Below are 18,805 nucleotides of genomic sequence, written 5' to 3'. Positions count from 1 at the left end.
GGAGCTGGGCCGACGGCAAGGCTGTTCGCGGCCGAGCCCGGATCGAGAGTTCGGCACAGCGAACCCTGGGCCCAGGACCCACGAAACCCACGCTCGGCGATCCGTGTGCATGATGACGATGTGCCTCACGTTCCGTCCGACCCCGCCCGTCGCTCGCCCGGCAGCACACCCACGCCTGCCGAGCGCGCGCAGGAGCTGCACCCGTCCCGCCCTCGGACCCCCTCCGACATCCGGCGGTGGCGGCGGCTGCTCGCCGACGAGCGAGCCGAGGCCGCCGTCTACCGGGACCTCGCGGGCCGGCGTACGGGCGAGGAGCGCGAGATCCTGCTCGCGCTCGCGCGTGCGGAGAAGCGGCACGAGTCGCACTGGCTGGGCCTCCTCGGGCCCGACGTCGGCGCGCCCGTGCGGGGCGACCTGCGGACCCGCGGCCTCGGGTTCCTCGCGCGCCGCTTCGGCGGCGTCTTCGTGCTGGCGCTCGCCCAGCGGGCCGAGGCCAGGTCGTCGTACGCGCACGACGCCGACGCCACCGTCACCATGGCGGCCGACGAGCAGATCCATGAAGAGGTGGTGCGCGCGCTGGCCACCCGGGGGCGGAACCGGCTGTCGGGCACGTTCCGCGCCGCGGTGTTCGGCGCGAACGACGGGCTCGTGTCCAACCTCGCACTCGTGCTCGGCATCGGCGCCTCCGGCGTCGCGACGAGCACCGTGCTGCTGACCGGGCTCGCCGGTCTCCTCGCGGGTGCGCTCTCGATGGGCGCGGGCGAGTTCGTGTCGGTGCGTTCGCAGCGGGAGCTGCTCGAGGCGTCGTCGCCGTCGCCCGACGCGGACGCCGCCCTGCCGAACCTCGACGTCGACGCGAACGAGCTCGCGCTCGTGTACCGAGCGCGGGGGATGAGCATCGAGGAGGCGACGGCGCGCGCCGACGCCGTGCTCGCCCGGCTCGCGGTCACGACCTCGGACCGCGGTTCGCTCCTGGAGGACTCGCTCGCCAGGGAGCGGTCCTCGGGGTCCGACCTCGACGGCGGTGCGGCGAGCGGAGCCGACGCCGACGACCTGGAGGCGCACGGAACCGCGTGGGGCGCGGCAGTCTCCTCCTTCTGTTTCTTCGCGTCCGGGGCCATCGTCCCGGTGCTGCCCTACCTGTTCGGTCTCGACGGGCTCGTGGCAGTCGTCGTCGCGACGGTGCTCGTCGGTCTCGCGCTGCTGGTGACGGGCGCCGTCGTCGGCCTGCTGTCGGGGACCTCTCCGCTCACCAGGGCGCTGCGCCAGCTTGCCATCGGCTTCGGCGCGGCGGCTGTCACCTATGTTCTCGGGCTCGTCTTCGGGGCCACGGTCGGCTGACCTGGTCCGCCTGGCCCGACCTGGAACAAGTTCACCCGCAGGTCTTCGGCGTCGGGCTAATAGTGCTCATTGCCACGAGATGGCCGAGATATAGCGCCTCTTCCGACATACCCTGGTTCCCAAGCACAAAATTCTCGATCCGCAAACCGCAGGTATGCAGTTGCCGATCCTCGTAACGCCACGCAGATTTAATGTGTATGCATGTCTGCTGAGCGGTCCGTCTCGGACCGGAGAGCGGGAGACCGATGTCGAAGGACGCGATGACGAGCACGGGGGACACCCTCCGTCGCGTTGTCGCGCGCGTCGTCGGAACCTTCGCGCTCGGCGCCGCGGGCCTCGCGCTCGGCGTCACCCTCGCGGCTCCCTCGAGTGCTGCCGACCGCGGGTCGCTCGGCTCGGTCGTCAGCGACACGGTGGAGGCGACGGTCGAGACCGTCGCGAAGGCCACGGGCGCGCTCGGGGTGGCAGCAGACGAGGCAGCTGCCGGACCCGCGGCCGAGCCGCAGGCCGTCGCCTCGGAGCCGGCCGTCGCCTCGGAGCCGGCCGTGCAGGCGGCCGAGCCTGACGCGAAGGCGGCTCCCGTGCCGGCCGCGCAGGTAGCCGAGCCCAGCACGAAGACCGTCGAGGGCGCGGTCGAGGCGGTCTCCGAGGGCTTGCTCGAGCCGGTGACGAAGCCGGTCCGGACGGCGGTGACGGAACCAGTCGGCGCGATCATCGCGGATGTCACCGAGGAGCCCGTGGCGCAGGCCACGGAGGTCGTCGAGCAGGTCTCCGACCCGATCCTCAAGCCCGTCGCCGAGCAGGTGGGCAAGGCCGTCGCGCCGGTGACCGAGCCGCTCGGTGAGCAGCTCGCTCCGGTGACGGGCCTCGTCGGGGAGGTCGTCTCGCCGCTGGCTCCGGTCGTCGGTGCGGTGACCGAGCCGCTGGCCCCGGTGACCAGTGGTCTGCTGACCCCCGTCGTCGGCGTGGTCTCCCCGGTGACCGACATCGTGGGCGGTGTCACCGACCCGGTCCTGCAGGCGCTCGAGCCGGCGACCGCTCCGGTCACGGACGTCCTGGCGCCCATCCTGGTGCCGGTCGGCGAGGTCGTCGCTCCCGTGGGTGATGCGCTCGCTCCGGTCGTCGAGCCGCTGAGCCCGATCGTGGAGCCGCTCGCCCCCGTGCCCGGTCTGCTGGACCCGGAGCTCCCGCCTGCCGAGCCTTCCGCGCCGGGCGAGACCACTACCGTGATCCCGGCCGGACAGGCCGAGGGGCACACTGAGCCGACGTACCCGGGGCCGCTGCAGGACTCCGGTGACGTCGCGGGTGTCGTGGTCTGGACCTCAGCCGGGGTCCAGCACGCGATGCTCGACCTGATGCAGGCGGGCGCCCCCTTCGGGGCGACCGCTGCGGACACCGCGCGGGCGCTGAGCGTCGCGACGGCCGGTGTCGTCCACGCGGGCGGTCCTGGCCTCCTCGGCGCGGGCCTCCCGCTCGCCGGGAGTGTGGGCAACGCGGTCGCCGTGGGCGCCGGTGGCCTCCTGGGCGGCGGTGCGCCGCAGCTGAAGGTGCCGGGGGGCGAGCTCCTCGCGGTGCTCTCCGCCCTCCTGGTCTTCCGAGCACGCTCCTGGCGGGTGTCGACCGACGAGTCGCGCGCCAAGCTGTCCAGCAGCTACACAGATATCCCCGTCTCTCCTGCCTGACGTGGCTGGGCCGCGCCTCCGTGCGCGGAACCACCCGACGGTGAGCATGCCGTCGGCTCCACGCCTGGCAAGGAGAGACCCATGGACAAATACTTCCGACGGGTGCTGTACACGGCACTTGTTGCGGGCGGCCTCATGGTCGTCGGCGCTTCTTCGGCGTACGCCGCCGGGGAAGGTCTGGTGGATCCGGTCACTCAGGGAACCCCGGAGACGACCGAGGAGGCTGCCCCGACCGGCGGCGCGCTCGATGCTGCCGTCGAGGACGGGTCCCCGGCGGGCAAGGAAGTCGACGCAGCGGCCGAGGACGGCGACGCCGCCGACGTAGTGCCGCCATCGGACACCGGGGTCGCGGACCCGGTCGAAGACGTTACCGACGGGACCGGAGCGGACGGGACCGACGGCGTGGTCGACGACATCGTCGGCCGACTCGGAGTTGTCGGGTCGCTCGTGCGCGGCGACGTCGTCGGGGTTGTCGACGGGACGCTGGGCGAGGACGGCCTGGTCGACGGGCTCCTGGAGGGCGTCCTGCCGGCCGACATCGAGGTGCCCGGACCTGAGGAGCCAGGGACCGATGAGCCGGGCACGGAAGACCCGGGCACAGAAGACCCGGGTACCGACCCCGGCACCGATGGCCCCGGCATTCTCGACCCTGGCGCGGGTGACCCGGGCGTCGTCGACCCCCGACCTGTAGATCCCGGAACCGACGGGCCGAGCGCAGGCCCGGGCACGGACGGTCCTGGAACCGGTGGACCGGGAACCAATGGTCCGGGAGCTGATGACCCGCGAGCCGGTCCCGGGGCCGAGCTTCCTGAAGCCGGCGTTCCCGGAATCGAGAGCTCCGGTGGTGAAACGCCCGGCGCCGTGATTCCGAGCGACCTCGCCGGCGACCCTGGCTCCGGTGTCTCCCTCGTCAGCGCCCCTGGGCCCGACGGCCGAGCGGACGCCGGCGAGCCCGCGGGCGGACCGGGCTCCGAAGAAGACCTTCCTGGTGGAGGCGTCGACATCAGCTGGGGCGACAAGGCGGTGGTCGTTCCGACGGCGGCCTACGACGGGACGATCCTGTCGGGCGGCCTCAGCAACGGCTACTACGGCACATTGACCGGGCTCGAAGGGCAGGTGGCGCCGGTGGTTGTTCCCGGCGACGCCCTTGCCCAGACGGGCCCCCTGATCACGGGGCAGCTCGCGCTGGTCTCGCTCCTTCTGGGGCTGGGCATCGTGGCGCTCCGCATGCGTCGCCGTCGACTCGTGGTCTGACCACGATTCGACGGGCGGCAACGACCCGGGCTCGGTTTGCGGTCATGAGTCATCAAGGTGGTTCGTGACCGAAGGCCGTACCAGACCCGGGTCGGCAGGTTCGAGAGGTCGGGGCGCCGCTGGGGGGCGCCCCGGCCCTCGGACCGGGACAGAACAGAGCGGGAGCTCAGGACATCGGGGGGTGACCTGAGCGCCCGCTCTGTCGTTCGCGGGGCACGTCAGTTTCGCGGCGCACGTCACATGAGACGGGGCCGCTCGATCGTCGGGCCGAGGCCTACGATCGGAGAGCCATGCGCCAACTACTCGCCGACACCACACCGCTGAGGGTGTCGTCGGACTTCCGGCGGCTGTGGTTCGGGCTGTCGATCTCGAACGTCGGCACGCAGGTGACGATCGTCGCGGTGGGCCTGCAGATCTACGCGCTGACCGGATCCACGCTCGCCGTGGGCGTGCTGGGCCTGTTCTCGCTGGTCCCGCTGGTCGCGCTCGGCCTGTACGGCGGGGCGCTGGTGGACCGGTACGACCGGCGCAAGGTGTCTCTCCTGTCGTCGGCCGTGCTGTGGGTGGTCGTGGCGGGCATCGCCGCGCAGGCGTGGCTCGAGCTCGAGTCGGTGTACCTGTTGTACGGGCTGGTCGCCCTCCAGAGCGCGGCATTCGCGATCAACAACCCCGCCCGGTCGGCGATCGTCCCGCGGTTGCTGCCGAAGGAGCTCATGCCCGCGGCGAACGCCCTGTCGACGCTCTCGATGAACATCGCGCTGACCGGCGGGCCGCTGATCGGTGCCGTGCTCGTGGCTCAGCTCGGCTACGCCTGGGCGTACACGCTGGACATGGTGCTGTTCCTCGCGGCCCTCTGGGCCGTCTTCCGGCTGCCGCCCGTGCTGCCGGAGGGCACTACCGCCGGCGGTGCCACCCTGAACGGCCGGGGCAGAGTGGGCGCCGCCGGGCTGCGGTCCGTCCTGGACGGCCTGCGCTACCTCGCCACCCAGCCCAATGTGCGCACCACTTTCCTCGTCGACATCTGCGCCATGGTCCTCGCCTTCCCGCGTGTGCTGTGGCCCGCCGCGGGTGTCATCTACCTGGGCGGCGGCGAGACGACGACGGGTGTCCTCGCCGCGGCCTTCGCGATCGGCGGCATCCTTGCGAGCGTGTTCTCCGGCGGGCTGACCCGCATGCACAAGCAGGGCCAGGTCATCATCTGGGCGATCACCGCCTGGGGCCTGTCGATCGCCGCCTTCGGGCTGGTCCTCGTGCTGGTGGGGCGAGGCTCACCGGACTCGGCGATCGTCTGGGCCGTCGTCGCGGCCGGGATCGCGCTCGCGTTCGCCGGAGGCACCGACAGCATCTCGTCCGTGTTCCGGCAGAGCATCCTCCAGACCGCGACGCCGGACCACATGCGCGGGCGGCTGCAGGGCGTGTTCATCGTGGTGGTGGCCGGTGGGCCGCGCCTCGGCGAGATGGTCCTCGGCACCGAGGCGACGTGGTTCGGCGAGGGCTGGGCGGCCGTCGCAGGCGGGCTCACGTGCGTGGCGCTGCTCTGGGTGATCGTCCGGCTGACGCCGCGGTTCTGGCGGTACGACGCGCGGCACCCGGAGCCCTAGCGCCCCCCGGCTCGGGCTGCCGCGGACTGCCGTCTGAGCGTGCGGCTCGCCGCCACGGTCAGCAGTGCGGCGAACCAGCCCGCGACGACGGCGACCAGGAACCCCGCGTCGGCGCCGGCGGCGTCCACGCGAGCCCCGGCGATCGACGCGCCGATCGAGGTACCGATGCCGATCGAGGTTGCCACCCACGCCAGGGCCTCGGTGAGCTGGTGCTTGCCGACCATGTCATGGACCAGGCCGTTGCCGGTGATGATGGTCGGCGCGATCGCGAACCCGGCCACGAACATCACGGCCGCCAGCGCCCAGAGCGACTGGGCCAGGAGGAACAGGGACACGCCCAGTCCGAGCGCGGCCATCCCGGTCACGAACCGGCGCGACGCCGGGCTGGTGAAGTGCCGGGCCCCGTAGGTGAGGCCGGAGAGCAACGAGCCGAGCGCGAACACCGCGAGCACCACACCCGACAAGCCCTTGCTGCCCTGCTCCTCCGCGAACGCCACGGTGGAGACCTCCGTGGAGCCGAAGATGACGCCCATCGCCACGAAGACGAGCACCACCACCGGCATACCGGGGACGAGGACGACCGGGCGGTGCCGCGCCCCGGCGTCGGGCACCACGAAAGGCGGCTCGGTGGCACGCTGCACCACGAACAGGAGGCCGCCCACCAAGGTCGCCACCCCGGCGAGCACCAGGGCCGACGGCGCCGCGACGGCAGTCGCGAGCGTGGTGGCGAGCACCGGGCCAACGATGTAGACCAGCTCGTCGATCGAGGACTCCAGCGAGTATGCGGTGTGCAGGTGGCGCGGGTCGTCGAGCGCGTGGTTCCAGCGCGCGCGGACCATGGAGCCGTAGGAGCCCTGGCTTCCGCCGGCGACAGCGGCGAACAGCCACAGCACCCACTCGGGTGCGCCGAGCACTGCCGCGGTGATCAGGCCGCCCAGGCCGACGACGGACACGGCAAGCGTCGGCAGCAGCACCGTCCGCTGGCCGCGCCGGTCCACCCAGCGCGCGATCTGCGGGGCGAGGAACGCCTGCGCCAGCCCCAGCACCGCCGCGACCCGGCCCGCCATGGCGTAGCTGTCGTACAGGCCCTGCACCATGAGCACGGCGCCGATCCCGACCATCGACATCGGGAGACGGGCCAGTGCACCGGCCGCGGAGAACTTGAGCGCACCGGGTGTGCGGAGCACCGTCGCGTACGGGTTGGAGCGGGGTGAAGTGGCGGTCTTGGGCACGGATCGAGTGTCGCACCGACCACTGACACTGGCCCTGCTGTTTCTGATGACCTGGGTCACCCCGGCTCGGCGAAGGACAGGTGGGGGAGGGGGTGGCAGACGGCGGCCCCGAGGGCTCACGATTGTCCCCATGACCGGAGAGAACCAGGTGACGGTGACCGACGACCCCGAGAAGTCCCGCTTCGAGGTGCGTGTCGACGGCGCGCTGGCGGGCTTCGCCGCCTACGAGAAGGAATCGGGCGTCGTGACCTTCGTGCACACGAGGGTGTTCGACGAGTACGAGGGTCGCGGACTGGCGGCGCACCTCGCGAAGTCGGCCCTCGGCATGGTGCGCGAGGCGGGCGACAAGATCGTGCCGATGTGCCCCTACATCCGCTCCTACGTGCGCAAGCACGCGCCAGAGTACGACGACCTGCTGCGCGTGCCCGCGGTGGACTGAGCGCTTCGCGAGGGCTGCTGGGCTCCCGGAAGGGCCGTGCGCCGTGCGTGAAAGTAAGTTTCACAATCTCGACCACACTGCAAACTTCACATCGGACGCGACATGTGCGAGAGTTTCCCCACGGCGTCGCCCGGTGGCATTGTTCGTCACCTCAGTGTGCCGATCGACGCCGGCCAACCTAGCAAAACCACATCATCGAGCACCACGGCACCAACCCCCAGCAGCCAGCACCGGAGGTCAAGCACGTGAGGCAACCCGCCCGCCATGAGGCGACACCCATGCCCGCCTACGCGCGGACGAAGTCGCTTCCGCCGGCCAAGTTGTCGGGGTTGATGTCGGGTATCGGTCGCCGTGAGTTCCTCACGATGGCGACGGCGGGTACGGCAGCCGCGGCGATCAGCGTCACGATCGCGGCCCTCGACCCCGCCACGGCGCTCGGGGCTCCGGCAATGACGGGAAACGCCACGCCGGAGCCGTCGTCGGACCTGACCCTCAAGCGCGAGCTGCGCGCCATGTGGATCGCCTCCGTGGTCAACATCGACTGGCCCTCGGCGAGCGGCCTCGACGCCGACGCCCAGAAGTCCGAGTTCCTGCGCTGGCTCGACGTGGCGGAGGAGAACCGGCTGAACGCCGTGTTCGTCCAGGTCCGGCCAACGGCCGACGCGTTCTACGAGAGCCCGTACGAGCCGTGGTCGCAGTACCTGACGGGCACGCAGGGGCAGGACCCGGGTTACGACCCGCTCGCGTTCATGGTCGCCGAGGCGCACAAGCGCAACATCGAGCTGCACGCCTGGTTCAACCCGTACCGCGTCTCGATGCAGACCGACCCGGCGCAGCTCGTCGCCGACCACCCCGCGCGGCAGCACCCGGACTGGGTCTGGGCGTACGGCGGCAAGCTCTACTTCGACCCGGGCATCCCCGAGGCGCAGGAGCACATCCAGCGGGCGATCCTGCACGCGGTCGAGAACTACGACATCGACGGCGTGCACTTCGACGACTACTTCTACCCGTACCCGGTCGCCGGCCAGGTGCTGCCCGACGCCGGGACGTACGAGCAGTACGGCGCGGGCTTCGACACGATCGAGGACTGGCGCCGGGGGAACGTGGACCGCTTCGTCGAGACGATGAGCGGCCGCATCAAGGAGGCCAAGCCCTGGGTGAAGTTCGGGATCAGCCCGTTCGGCATCTGGCGCAACTCCACCACCGACCCGCTGGGCTCGGAGACCGCCGGCTCGGAGTCGTACGACGACCAGTTCGCCGACACCCGCAAGTGGGTGCTGGAGGGCTGGCTCGACTACATCAACCCGCAGATCTACTGGCAGATCGGGCTCGCTGTCGCCGACTACGCGGCCCTCGTACCGTGGTGGGCCGAGGTCGCCGCGCAGTCCGGCACGCAGCTCTACGTCGGCGAGGCCCTGTACAAGGTGACGAGCGGGGTCTTCACCGACCCGGAAGAGCTCACCAACCACCTCGACCTCTGCCGCGAGGTCAGCCACGACGTCGGCCCGATCCACGGCAACGTCTACTACTCGGCGAAGCACGTGCCCGCCGATCCGCAGGGCGCCATGTCGAAGGTCGTCGCGGACCACTACCAGTACCCCGCCCTGATCCCGCCGATGCCGCACCTGCCGGCGGCGCCAGTGGTCACCCCGGTCCTCGCGAAGGCGCGCAGGGTGCCTGACGGCGTCAGGATCCACCTGGCCGACATCGGCACCAGGGACGCCAGGGCGACGTCGTTCGCGGTGTACCGCGTGGCGGGTGCCGCCGACGCCGTGGACACGAACGACCCGGCGAACCTCGTGGGGACGTTCCGCTCGGCGGGCGGGCGGGTCCAGTCGTGGCTCGACACCTCGGCCGCGCCCGGCACGGACTACACCTACGCCGTCACCGCGCTGGACCGGGTCTGGAACGAGACCGACCCGAGCCAGCCGCGCGCCACCGAGTAGCCGTCACCCAGGCGTCACCGTTCGACGGGCAGCCCAGCGCCCGCCCAGGCGACGATGCCGCCGTCGACGTTCGTCGCCTCGAAGCCGACGGCGTCGTTGAGCCACTGCGTGGCCCGCGCCGAGCGGGCGCCGGAGTGGCACATGACCAGGATCTTCGAGTCGGCGTCGAGCTCGCCGTACCGCGCGGGCAGGTCGCCCAGCGGGATGTGCACCGCGCCAGGGGCGTGGCCGGAGTCCCACTCGTCCTGCTCGCGCACGTCCAGCAGGGTGGACCCGGCGGGGACGGGGGCGGTCGAGTCGAGCTCGCTGGGGTGGACCGAGGGGACCTCGGGCAGCATCGGCGGGAACATGCCGCCCAGCCTACGACGGTGACGCGGCGGCCCTGACGGCGACGGACCTGCCCGGCACCTGGCAGTATCGGCTGCATGGATGCGCGTGCCGGAACTCCTGCCCAGCCCAGCGACCTCATCGACGTCGACCGGGTGGTCGGCGCCTACTACGACCTCTCCCCGGACCCGGACGACCCTGCCCAGCAGGTCGCGTTCGGCACGTCCGGCCACCGTGGGTCGAGCCTGGACCATGCCTTCAACGAGGCCCACATCGTCGCGATCACCGCAGCGATAGTGGAATATCGCCGTGGTCAGGGCACGGACGGCCCGCTGTTCATCGGCCGGGACACGCACGCACTGTCCCTCCCGGCCTGGCAGACGGCGCTGGAGGTGCTCGCCGCGGCCGACGTCGACGTCATGGTCGACGCGCGCGACTCGTGGACACCGACACCCGCCGTCAGCCAGTCGATCCTGCTGCACAACCAGACGCGGTTCGCCGAGGGGACACCCGGCCTGGGCGCGCCCGGGTCCGGCCTCGCCGACGGGATAGTGGTGACGCCGTCGCACAACCCGCCGCGCGACGGCGGCTTCAAGTACAACCCGCCGCACGGCGGCCCCGCCGACTCCGACGCGACCGGATGGATCGCGGACCGGGCCAACCAGATCCTGCGCACCGGCGTCGGACAGGTGAAGCGGGCGCAGCTCGGCGAGGCGCTCGCGGCCGAGACCACGCACCGCCACGACTTCCTGTCGACCTACGTGGACGACCTCGCGAACGTGCTCGACCTGGATGTCATCCGCACGTCCGGGGTGCGCATCGGCGCCGACCCGCTGGGCGGGGCGTCGGTCGAGTACTGGGGCGCGATCGCCGAGCGGTACGACCTCGACCTCACCGTCGTGAACCCGCGGGTCGACCCGCGCTGGGCGTTCATGACGCTGGACTGGGACGGCAAGATCCGCATGGACTGCAGCTCGCCGTACGCGATGGCGTCGCTGGTGCAGCGGATGACGGGCGCCCCGGCCGGCGAGCCGGTGCCCTTCGACATCGCGACCGGCAACGACGCCGACTCCGACCGGCACGGCATCGTCACGGCCGACGGCCTGATGAACCCCAACCACTTCCTCGCGGTGGCGATCGAGTACCTCTACGGCGGGAACCGGCCGAGCTGGCCCACCGGCGCCGCGATCGGCAAGACGCTCGTGTCGTCCGCGCTCATCGACCGGGTGGCCGGCGGCCTGAACCGCCGGCTCGTGGAGGTGCCGGTCGGCTTCAAGTGGTTCGTCCCGGGCCTGCTCTCGGGCGAGGTCGGGTTCGGCGGCGAGGAGTCGGCGGGTGCGTCGTTCCTGCGGAAGGACGGCCGCGTCTGGTCCACCGACAAGGACGGGCTCCTGCTCGCGCTGCTCGCCTCGGAGATCCTCGCGGCAACGGGCAAGTCGCCGTCGGAGCACCACGCGGCCCAGGTCGAGCGCTACGGCGAGAGCTGGTACGCCCGGGTCGACGCCCCCGCCACGCGTGAGCAGAAGGCCCGGCTCGGCGCGCTGTCGCCGTCGGACGTCACGTCCACCACGCTCGCCGGGCAGGGCATCAGGGCGAAGCTCACCGAGGCGCCCGGGAACGGCGCGAAGATCGGCGGGCTCAAGGTCACGACGGCGGACGCGTGGTTCGCCGCGCGGCCGAGCGGCACCGAGGACGTCTACAAGATCTATGCGGAGTCGTTCGTCTCGGCGGAGCACCTCACGCAGGTGCAGGACGCCGCGAAGAAGCTCGTCGGCGAGGCGCTCGGCTGATCGGTCGTGGGCGCGATCCTGGCGACCGCGCGTCCGTCCTGGGCGCCACGATCGCGCCCACGACCAGGGGGTTAAACGATTCGCTCGGTTCCCCGGCACCGGCGTGTTTTCTAGCGTCACGCGAGTACACCTCGGCCGGTCCGGGCGAGGTGAACCCGACTGAACGGAGAGCGCCATGCCTCGCGTACGACGTCGTACCCGAACGGCGGCCCTGGCCGCAGCCCTCGCACTCATGACCACCGGCGCCGTCGCGGTGTCGCAGAGCGCCACGGCAGGAGTGACCAGCCTGGAGGCGGCGCCCGCGGCGTCGGCCCTGTACATCGACCCCACCACTCAGGCGTACGCCGCCTGGGAGGCCGCGAGCGGCGCTGACAAGGACCTGCTGGCGAAGATCGCCCTGACGCCGCAGGCGTACTGGGTGGGCGACTGGGCGGATGCCGAGCAGACCCGGCAGCAGGTCGCCGACTACACGGGCCGCGCGGCCGCCGCGGGACAGGCCGGCGTCCTGACGGTGTACGCGATCCCGGGCCGCGACTGCGGCAACCATTCCGGCGGCGGCGTTCCCGAGAGCGAGTACGCGCGGTGGGTGGACACGGTGGCGTCGGGCATCGTGGGCAGCCCGACGGTGATCCTCGAACCGGACGCGCTGGCCCAGCTCGGCGACTGCGACGGCCAGGGCGACCGCGTCGGATACCTGCGGTACGCGGCGGCTTCGCTGACCGACGCCGGCGCGCGCGTCTACGTCGACGCCGGGCACTCGGGGTGGCTCAGCGCGAGCGAGGCCGCGCGGCGGCTGCAGCTGATCGGCTTCTCGGACGCCGTCGGGTTCGCGCTCAACACGTCGAACTACCAGACGACGGCGGACACGCAGGCCTACGCGGAGCAGGTGTCGGCACAGGTGGGCGGACGTCCGTACGTGATCGACACGTCCCGCAACGGCAACGGGTCCAACGGCGAGTGGTGCAACCCGCGCGGTCGTGCGCTGGGCGAGCGGCCGCGGTTCGTGGACGACGCGACGTCGCTCGACGCGCTGCTGTGGGTCAAGCTGCCCGGCGAGTCTGACGGCGCGTGCAACGGCGGCCCCGCGGCGGGCGCGTGGTGGCAGGAGATCGCGCTGGAGCTGGCGGCCAACGCGAGCTGGTGACTCGAGGTCGGTGACCTGACCGGGTGGGCCGAGCCGGAGCGGGGCCGCGCCGCGTCAGTCGACCGGGATCATCAGGAGCTTGATCAGCCGGCTCAGGACGGCGGTGTCCGGCGAGGCATCGCCGTCCTCCGGCGTGGGTTTCGCGACCACGGCGGCCCGGGCCGACGACTCGTAGACAGAGAGCAACAGGTCGACCGCGGTGCGCTCGTCAACGGCGAACTGCAGGCCGCAGCTGGCGAGGATCCGGCGGATCGCGGCGCCGAGCTCGGCGCGGAGCGTCTCCTCCTGGGCGAGGAACGGCCGGCCGACGGCGGGGTCACGCATCGCGAGGAGCTCCAGCTCGGCGCGCATCAGCGCCCACTGCCGGGCGTCCCCAGGATCCGTGATCACCACGGAGAGGACGCTGCGGATCGCCTCATAGTCCACGGCGCCGTCCTGGACGAGGTCCGGCTCCAGCTCCTCGCCGATGGACTCCAGCGAGGCGAGCTGCCGGCGCATCGCGCGTTCAGCGAGCGCGAGAAACAGCTCCTCCTTGCTGCTGAAGTTCGAGTAGAAGGCACCGCGGGTGAACCCGGCGGCCTCGCAGACGGCCTCGATGGACGCGCCATGGATGCCGTGGTGCGCGAAGACGGTGAACGCGGCGTCGAGCAGGCGCTCGCGGGTCTTTTCGCGGCGCGGGGTCAGGGCCGTGGTGAGCGCACGCTCGACGGACGACCTGGAGCCGACGTCGGTGGCGGGCTCAGTGGTCACGGAAACTCCTTGGGCGGTCAAGAGGCCAAGTCTATCAATGCAGGCCTGTATTGGATGCACCAGCGTATCGGATACAGTGGTGCATCGAACGTCCCGTCGTCGTACCCCGCCTCGTCCAGGAGTGTGCGTGTCCTCCGTTCTCTACTCGCTCGGCCGCTGGGCCGTCCGTGCCCGCCGGCTCGTCGTGGCCGGCTGGATCGTGGCGCTCGTCCTCGTTGGCGGTGCGGCCGGCCTGCTGCAGCAAGGTCTCGACAACCAGGTGTCCATCCCCGGCACCGAGTCCCAGGAGGCGCTTGATCGCCTGGCGGCGACATTCCCGCAGGTCAGTGGCGCTTCGGCGCAGGTGATAGTGGTCGCGCCCGAGGGCGGGTCCATCAAGGACGAGCCGATGCGCTCGGCCATCACCGACGGCGTCGAGGCGCTCGGCGACGTCTCGCAGGTCGAGGTGGTCACCTCGCCGTACGACGAGCAGATGCCGGCCTCGGTGTCCGACGACGAGCGCGCCACGCTCCTCACGATCCAGCTCGACGGTGACCAGGGGTCCATCACCGACGAGACCAAGGACGCGCTGGGCGTCGAGACCGACGCGCTCGCGCAGGCACTGCCCGCCGGTGCCGAGGCGCACCTGGGCGGCCAGCTCTTCTCCTCGAAGTTCCCCGAGATGACGCTCACCGAGGGCGTCGGCCTGCTGGTCGCGCTCGTGGTGCTGGTCCTGACCCTCGGTTCCCTCGTGGCCGCGGGCCTGCCGCTGCTCAACGCGCTGCTCGGCGTCGGTGCGTCGATGGGGCTGCTCTTCGCCGCCACCGCGCTCGGCCCGGTCAACTCGACGACGCCGATGCTGGCGGTGATGCTCGGCCTGGCGGTCGGTATCGACTACGCCCTGTTCATCGTGTCCCGGCACCGAGAACAGCTCGGCAAGGGCCTCGCCGTGAACGAGTCGATCGCGCGGGCGACCGCAACTGCCGGCTCCGCCGTCGTCTTTGCGGGTCTCACCGTGATGATCGCGCTGGTCGGGCTCGGCGTGGCCGGGATCCCGTTCCTCACGATCATGGGCGTCGCCGCGGCCGTGACGGTGGGTGTCACCGTGCTGGTGTCGCTCACCCTGCTGCCCGCGCTGCTCGGGTTCGCGGGGGAGCGGCTGCGGCCCAAGCCGTCGCGCAAGGCCCGGCGCGCGGCGGCCGAGGTTGCCGCTGCGGCCGCCGGCGAGGACCCCGAGGTGACCCGCTCGCGGGCCGCCGCCGTGGCCTCGCCCGAGCAGAAGCCGAACCGGTTCTTCGCCAGGTGGGTGCGGGTGGTGACCAAGGTCCCGGCACTGACCGTCGTGCTGGTCATCGCCGCCATGGGTGCGCTGAGCTACCCAGCGCTCGACCTGCGCCTCGCGCTCCCCGACGCCGGAGTGATGGCGAAGGAGGACCCCGCGCGTGTCACGTACGACCTCGTCTCGGAGCACTTCGGGGACGGCTTCAACGGGCCGCTGATCGTTACCGGGTCCATCGTGACCAGCACCGACCCGGTGGCGCTCATGGACCAGATCGGTGCCGAGATCGCGGACCTGCCGGGCGTGGCCGACGTACCGCTCGCGACGCCGAACCCGACAGCGGACACCGGCATCATCCAGGTGGTCCCCGAGGGCGGCCCGACGTCCGCCCAGACCGAGGACCTGGTGCGCGAGATCCGCGCGCAGCACGACCACTTCCTCGACGAGTACGGCGTGGACCTCTCCGTCACCGGCTTCACCGCCGTCGGCATCGACGTGTCGGACAAGCTCGGTGCCGCGCTGCTGCCGTTCGCCCTGGTTGTCGTTGGCCTGTCGCTGATCCTGCTGACCATGGTGTTCCGCTCGATCGCGGTGCCGATCAAGGCAACGGTGGGCTACCTGTTCTCCGTCGGCGCGGCGTTCGGCGTGGTCTCACTGGTGTTCGAGCACGGCGTCTTCGCCGAGGCGCTCAATGTGACCCGCACGGGGCCGGTCATCAGCTTCATGCCGATCGTGCTGATGGGAATCCTGTTCGGCCTCGCGATGGACTACGAGGTGTTCCTGGTGTCCCGTATGCGCGAGGACTACGTGCACGGCGGCAGCGCCAAGCATGCAATCACCACCGGGTTCCAGGGGTCCGCCAAGGTGGTCACCGCCGCGGCCATCATCATGATCGCGGTCTTCGTGGCGTTCGTGCCGCACGGCGACATGAACCTCAAGCCGATCGCGCTCGGCCTCGCCGTGGGTGTGGCCGTGGACGCGTTCGTGGTGCGCATGATCTTTGTCCCGGCGGTGCTAGCGCTGCTGGGCGAGAAGGCCTGGTACATGCCGAAGTGGCTCGATGCGCTGCTGCCCTCGTTCGACGTCGAGGGCGAGGGTCTGACCCGCGAGCTGTCGCTCGCGGACTGGCCCGAGCCGGGGGCGACCGACGCGGTGGCAGCCGGAGACCTGGAGGTGAGCGGCCGGTCCGGCCTGATCGTCGGCCCGGTGAGCGTCCGGGTGCCCGACGGCGGCACGCTGCTCGTCCGCGGCGACGCCACGGCACCGGTCAGCGCGTTCCTGCTGGCCGTCGCCGGGCGGCTCAAGGTGACGGGCGGCGTGGCGAAGACCGCCGGGCTGGTGCTGCCCGAGCGCGCGTCGTCCGTGCGGCACAAGGTGGCGGTGGTCGACTCGGCGGCCGAGGGCGGGCATCCCGCCGAGGCGGTCCGCCGGGCCTTGAGCGACAGGCCGAGCGTGCTCGTGGTGGACGCCACCGAGACGGTGGGCGACCTGGCGGCGCGGGCCGAGCTCGCGCAGGCCGTCGCCGGCGCACAGACGGCCGGCATCGCGGTGCTGCTCGGCTCGACGGGCTCGGCCGCGACCGACCTGGCGCCGTCCGGCACACCGGTGCTGGACGTGACGCCGGGCGCCGGCGAGAGATCCACGGGTGGCGCCCACCTTGACCAGAACACTGAAGTGATCGAGCAGGAGGTGCGGGCATGACTTCCGCAACGAGGTGGCTCCGGCCCGAACCTTTCCGTAACCCGTGGCGCGCCGTTGCGGTGGCGCTCCTGCCCCTGATGATCCTGGGGCTGCTCATCTCGGCCTTGTGGAACCCGCAGGACCGGCTCGACACCGTCAAGGCCGCGATCGTGAACCTCGACGAGCCGGTGGAGATCGACGGCCAGACCGTGCCGCTCGGCCGCCAGCTCGCGGCGGGCCTCGTGAGCGGCGGCGAGACGGCCGACGCCGAGGCCGGTGAGGCGGCAGCCGTCCCGGCGTCCGACGCGAGCTACGACTGGGAGATCTCCGACGCGTCGAGCGCGGCCGACGGCCTGGCCGACGGCACCTACGCGGCAGTCATCACCATCCCGGAGGGCTTCTCGGCGGCGGCGACGTCGTTCAGCGGCGACGACCCGGAGAAGGCGGAGCAGGCGACGATCGACGTGGCCACGGCCCCCGACGGTCGTGTGCTCGACGACGCCCTCGCGCAGATCGTCGCCCAGACCGCCACCGGCGTGCTCGGCAGCACCCTCACCGAGACCTACGTGGACAACGTGCTCGTGGGCTTCTCCACGCTGTCGGAGGAGCTGGGCAAGGCCGCCGACGGCGCAGACCAGCTCGCCGACGGCGCCACCGAGGCGGGCAAGGGCGCGCAGGAGCTGGCCGACGGCGCGTACCAGACCTCTGATGGCGTTGCCGGGATCGGCGACGGCGTGACCGGCCTGGCCGGCGGCGTTGGGCAGTGGGCGTCGGGCGCGGACGAGTGGGCAGCGGGCGCCGACCAGGTGTCGACCGGCGTCGCGGGGCTGGCCTCGGGTGCCTCGGGACTCGCGGACGGCGCCGATCAGGTCGCCGAAGGCGTCGGGCAGAGCGCTGACGGTGCTGCGGGACTGGCCGACGGCGCCGGGCAGCTCGCCGATGGGGTCTCCGAGCTCTCCAGCGGAGCTGCCGGTCTTGCCACTGGGTCCAGCAAGCTTGCGGCGGGCGCGACGACTGCCGCTGACGGTGCACAGCGGCTTGCCGGTAGCGCGGCCGACGCATCGAAGGGGGCCGTTGCCCTGTTCACCGAGGCGGCAAAGGTCTGCGCGAACCCGGCGCTGGCGATCCAGGTCCCGGACCTGTGTGCCGCGATGGCCGAGCACAGCGACCTCCCGGTTGATGCCGGCACCGTCGAGTACGGCCTCAATGCGATGTCTGACAAGAACAGCGACAAGAGCCTCTACGGCCTCGCTGCGGGAGCTTCCGAGCTCTCGGCGGGTGCGGACAAGCTTGCCGGTGGCGCCGATGGACTCTCGAGTGGTGCGAAAAAGCTCTCGACGGGCAGCCGGCAGCTGTCCTCCGGGCTCGGCCAGCTCGAGGACGGTGCGACACAGGTTGCGTCCGGCGCTTCCGGCCTGGCTGACGGGTCGGCGCAGCTTGCGGGCGGCGCCTCCGGTCTCGCGTCCGGCGCTCGTGAGCTCTCCGGCGGTGCCGGTGGCATCGCCTCAGGTGCGACAGAGCTCGCTGCCGGCGCGGGCCGGCTGGAGACCGGTGCGAGCCAGCTCGCCACCGGCGTGGACGGCCTGGCCGACGGCGTCGGCGAGCTGGCCGGCGGTGCGACCGACCTCTCCGACGGACTGGGCCAGGCCACCAAGGAGATCCCGACGTACACGGAGCAGGAGCGGCAGTCCCTGGCCTCCGTCGTGGCCGACCCGGTCGCGACGGACGGCGACGTCACCGACCTCAACACCGGCACGACGGGCCCGATGTTCGCGGTGCTGGCGCTCTGGCTCGGCGCGCTCGCGGTGATGATCGTGTTCTCGCCGGTGCCGCTGCACGCTCGCGGGTCGACGCGCGGGGCGCTCAGGCTCGTGCTCGGGACGTTCGCCGTCCCGGCCGCGATCGGCCTGGTCACCGGTCTCGCCACGGGTGCGGTCCTGGCCGGTGTCGAGGGCCTCGACGCCGGAGGCTGGGCGGCGACCATGGCCTTCGGCGCGCTGGTCTCGGTCGCCTTCGTCGCGGTCAACCAGGCGCTGGCCGCCGCGCTCGGGCACGTCGGCCGGGGAATCAGCCTGCTGGTGGCGGTGCTCGTCATCGCGACGGGCGTGGTGTCGACGGTGCCGACTGTGCTGGAAGGCCTGGCCGGGTTCCTCCCGGTGGGTCCGAGCCTCGTCGGCCTCGTGCGGCTCATCGAGCCCGGCACGGGCGGCGTCGGGATGGCGATCGCCGCGCTCGCACTGTGGAGCATCGCGGGCCTGGCCATCACGACGATCACGGTGGCACGCCAACGCACCGTCCGGGTAGCGGAGCTCCTCCGCACCGCCTGACCCAGGCCGCAGCCCGGACGAAGCCGTTGGGATC

The 18,805-nt window shown here is 71.9% G+C and carries 13 protein-coding genes; 10 read left to right on the top strand and 3 right to left on the bottom strand.

Translation table 11 applies throughout. The annotated features are described in order from the left end of the window. Positions 1–195 precede the first annotated feature (195 nt). The 4 genes from C8K30_RS09510 to C8K30_RS09495 all read left to right on the top strand — a co-directional run bounded on the left by C8K30_RS09510 (position 196) and on the right by C8K30_RS09495 (position 5,878). Positions 196–1,341 carry a VIT1/CCC1 family protein gene (locus tag C8K30_RS09510; protein WP_233257127.1) on the top strand — a complete coding sequence of 382 codons (1,146 nt, stop codon included), beginning with the start codon at positions 196–198 and terminating at the stop codon, positions 1,339–1,341. 245 nt (positions 1,342–1,586) lie between these two features. Then, on the top strand, positions 1,587–3,023 hold the full coding sequence (locus C8K30_RS09505; RefSeq protein WP_108492672.1) for a hypothetical protein: 1,437 nt from the start codon (positions 1,587–1,589) through the stop codon (positions 3,021–3,023). An 81-nt stretch (positions 3,024–3,104) separates the two neighbouring features. Continuing rightward, positions 3,105–4,277, top strand: coding sequence for a hypothetical protein (locus C8K30_RS09500; protein ID WP_108492671.1), 1,173 nt, complete (start codon positions 3,105–3,107; stop codon positions 4,275–4,277). Between the two features lie 290 nt (positions 4,278–4,567). Continuing rightward, the gene (locus C8K30_RS09495; protein ID WP_108492670.1) at positions 4,568–5,878 is read left to right on the top strand and encodes an MFS transporter; all 1,311 of its coding nucleotides are present in this window, start codon (positions 4,568–4,570) and stop codon (positions 5,876–5,878) included. Here the strand turns inward: C8K30_RS09495 and C8K30_RS09490 are convergent. Beyond that, a complete protein-coding gene (locus tag C8K30_RS09490) occupies positions 5,875–7,110 on the bottom strand; it encodes an MFS transporter (RefSeq protein WP_108492669.1) in 1,236 nt (411 codons plus the stop codon). The genes C8K30_RS09495 and C8K30_RS09490 overlap by 4 nt on opposite strands. 130 nt (positions 7,111–7,240) lie before the next feature. Between C8K30_RS09490 and C8K30_RS09485 the strand changes: the two genes are divergently transcribed. After that, positions 7,241–7,549, top strand: a complete 309-nt coding sequence (locus C8K30_RS09485) for a GNAT family N-acetyltransferase (protein WP_233257079.1) — start codon at positions 7,241–7,243, stop codon at positions 7,547–7,549. A gap of 278 nt (positions 7,550–7,827) precedes the next feature. Then, entirely contained in the window at positions 7,828–9,495 is a 1,668-nt protein-coding gene (locus C8K30_RS09480) for a glycoside hydrolase family 10 protein (protein ID WP_233257078.1), read from the top strand. Between the two features lie 14 nt (positions 9,496–9,509). Here C8K30_RS09480 and C8K30_RS09475 read toward each other — a convergent pair whose 3' ends face one another. Continuing rightward, positions 9,510–9,845, bottom strand: a complete 336-nt coding sequence (locus C8K30_RS09475) for a rhodanese-like domain-containing protein (RefSeq protein ID WP_108492667.1) — start codon at positions 9,843–9,845, stop codon at positions 9,510–9,512. 75 nt (positions 9,846–9,920) lie between these two features. On the opposite strand from C8K30_RS09475, the gene pgm reads away from it, so the two are divergent. After that, a complete protein-coding gene (gene pgm / locus C8K30_RS09470; RefSeq protein ID WP_108492666.1) occupies positions 9,921–11,612 on the top strand; it encodes a phosphoglucomutase (alpha-D-glucose-1,6-bisphosphate-dependent) in 1,692 nt (563 codons plus the stop codon). A gap of 175 nt (positions 11,613–11,787) precedes the next feature. Next, entirely contained in the window at positions 11,788–12,756 is a 969-nt protein-coding gene (locus C8K30_RS09465; protein WP_108492665.1) for a glycoside hydrolase family 6 protein, read from the top strand. Positions 12,757–12,810: 54 nt separating this feature from the next. On the opposite strand, the gene C8K30_RS09460 is transcribed toward C8K30_RS09465, so the two are convergent. Next, a complete protein-coding gene (locus C8K30_RS09460; RefSeq protein WP_108492664.1) occupies positions 12,811–13,506 on the bottom strand; it encodes a TetR/AcrR family transcriptional regulator in 696 nt (231 codons plus the stop codon). A 127-nt stretch (positions 13,507–13,633) separates the two neighbouring features. Between C8K30_RS09460 and C8K30_RS09455 the strand changes: the two genes are divergently transcribed. Further along, positions 13,634–16,465, top strand: a complete 2,832-nt coding sequence (locus tag C8K30_RS09455; protein ID WP_108492663.1) for an MMPL family transporter — start codon at positions 13,634–13,636, stop codon at positions 16,463–16,465. Continuing rightward, the gene (locus C8K30_RS09450) at positions 16,462–18,771 is read left to right on the top strand and encodes a YhgE/Pip domain-containing protein (protein WP_108492662.1); all 2,310 of its coding nucleotides are present in this window, start codon (positions 16,462–16,464) and stop codon (positions 18,769–18,771) included. Before C8K30_RS09455 ends, C8K30_RS09450 begins: the two co-directional genes overlap by 4 nt. Positions 18,772–18,805 lie beyond the last annotated feature (34 nt).

This window comes from Promicromonospora sp. AC04, assembly GCF_003058225.1.
Taxonomy (GTDB): Bacteria; Actinomycetota; Actinomycetes; order Actinomycetales; family Cellulomonadaceae; genus Promicromonospora.
The sequence above is the reverse complement of the archived record's forward strand: the minus strand, read 5'-3'. Positions and strand labels throughout refer to the sequence as shown.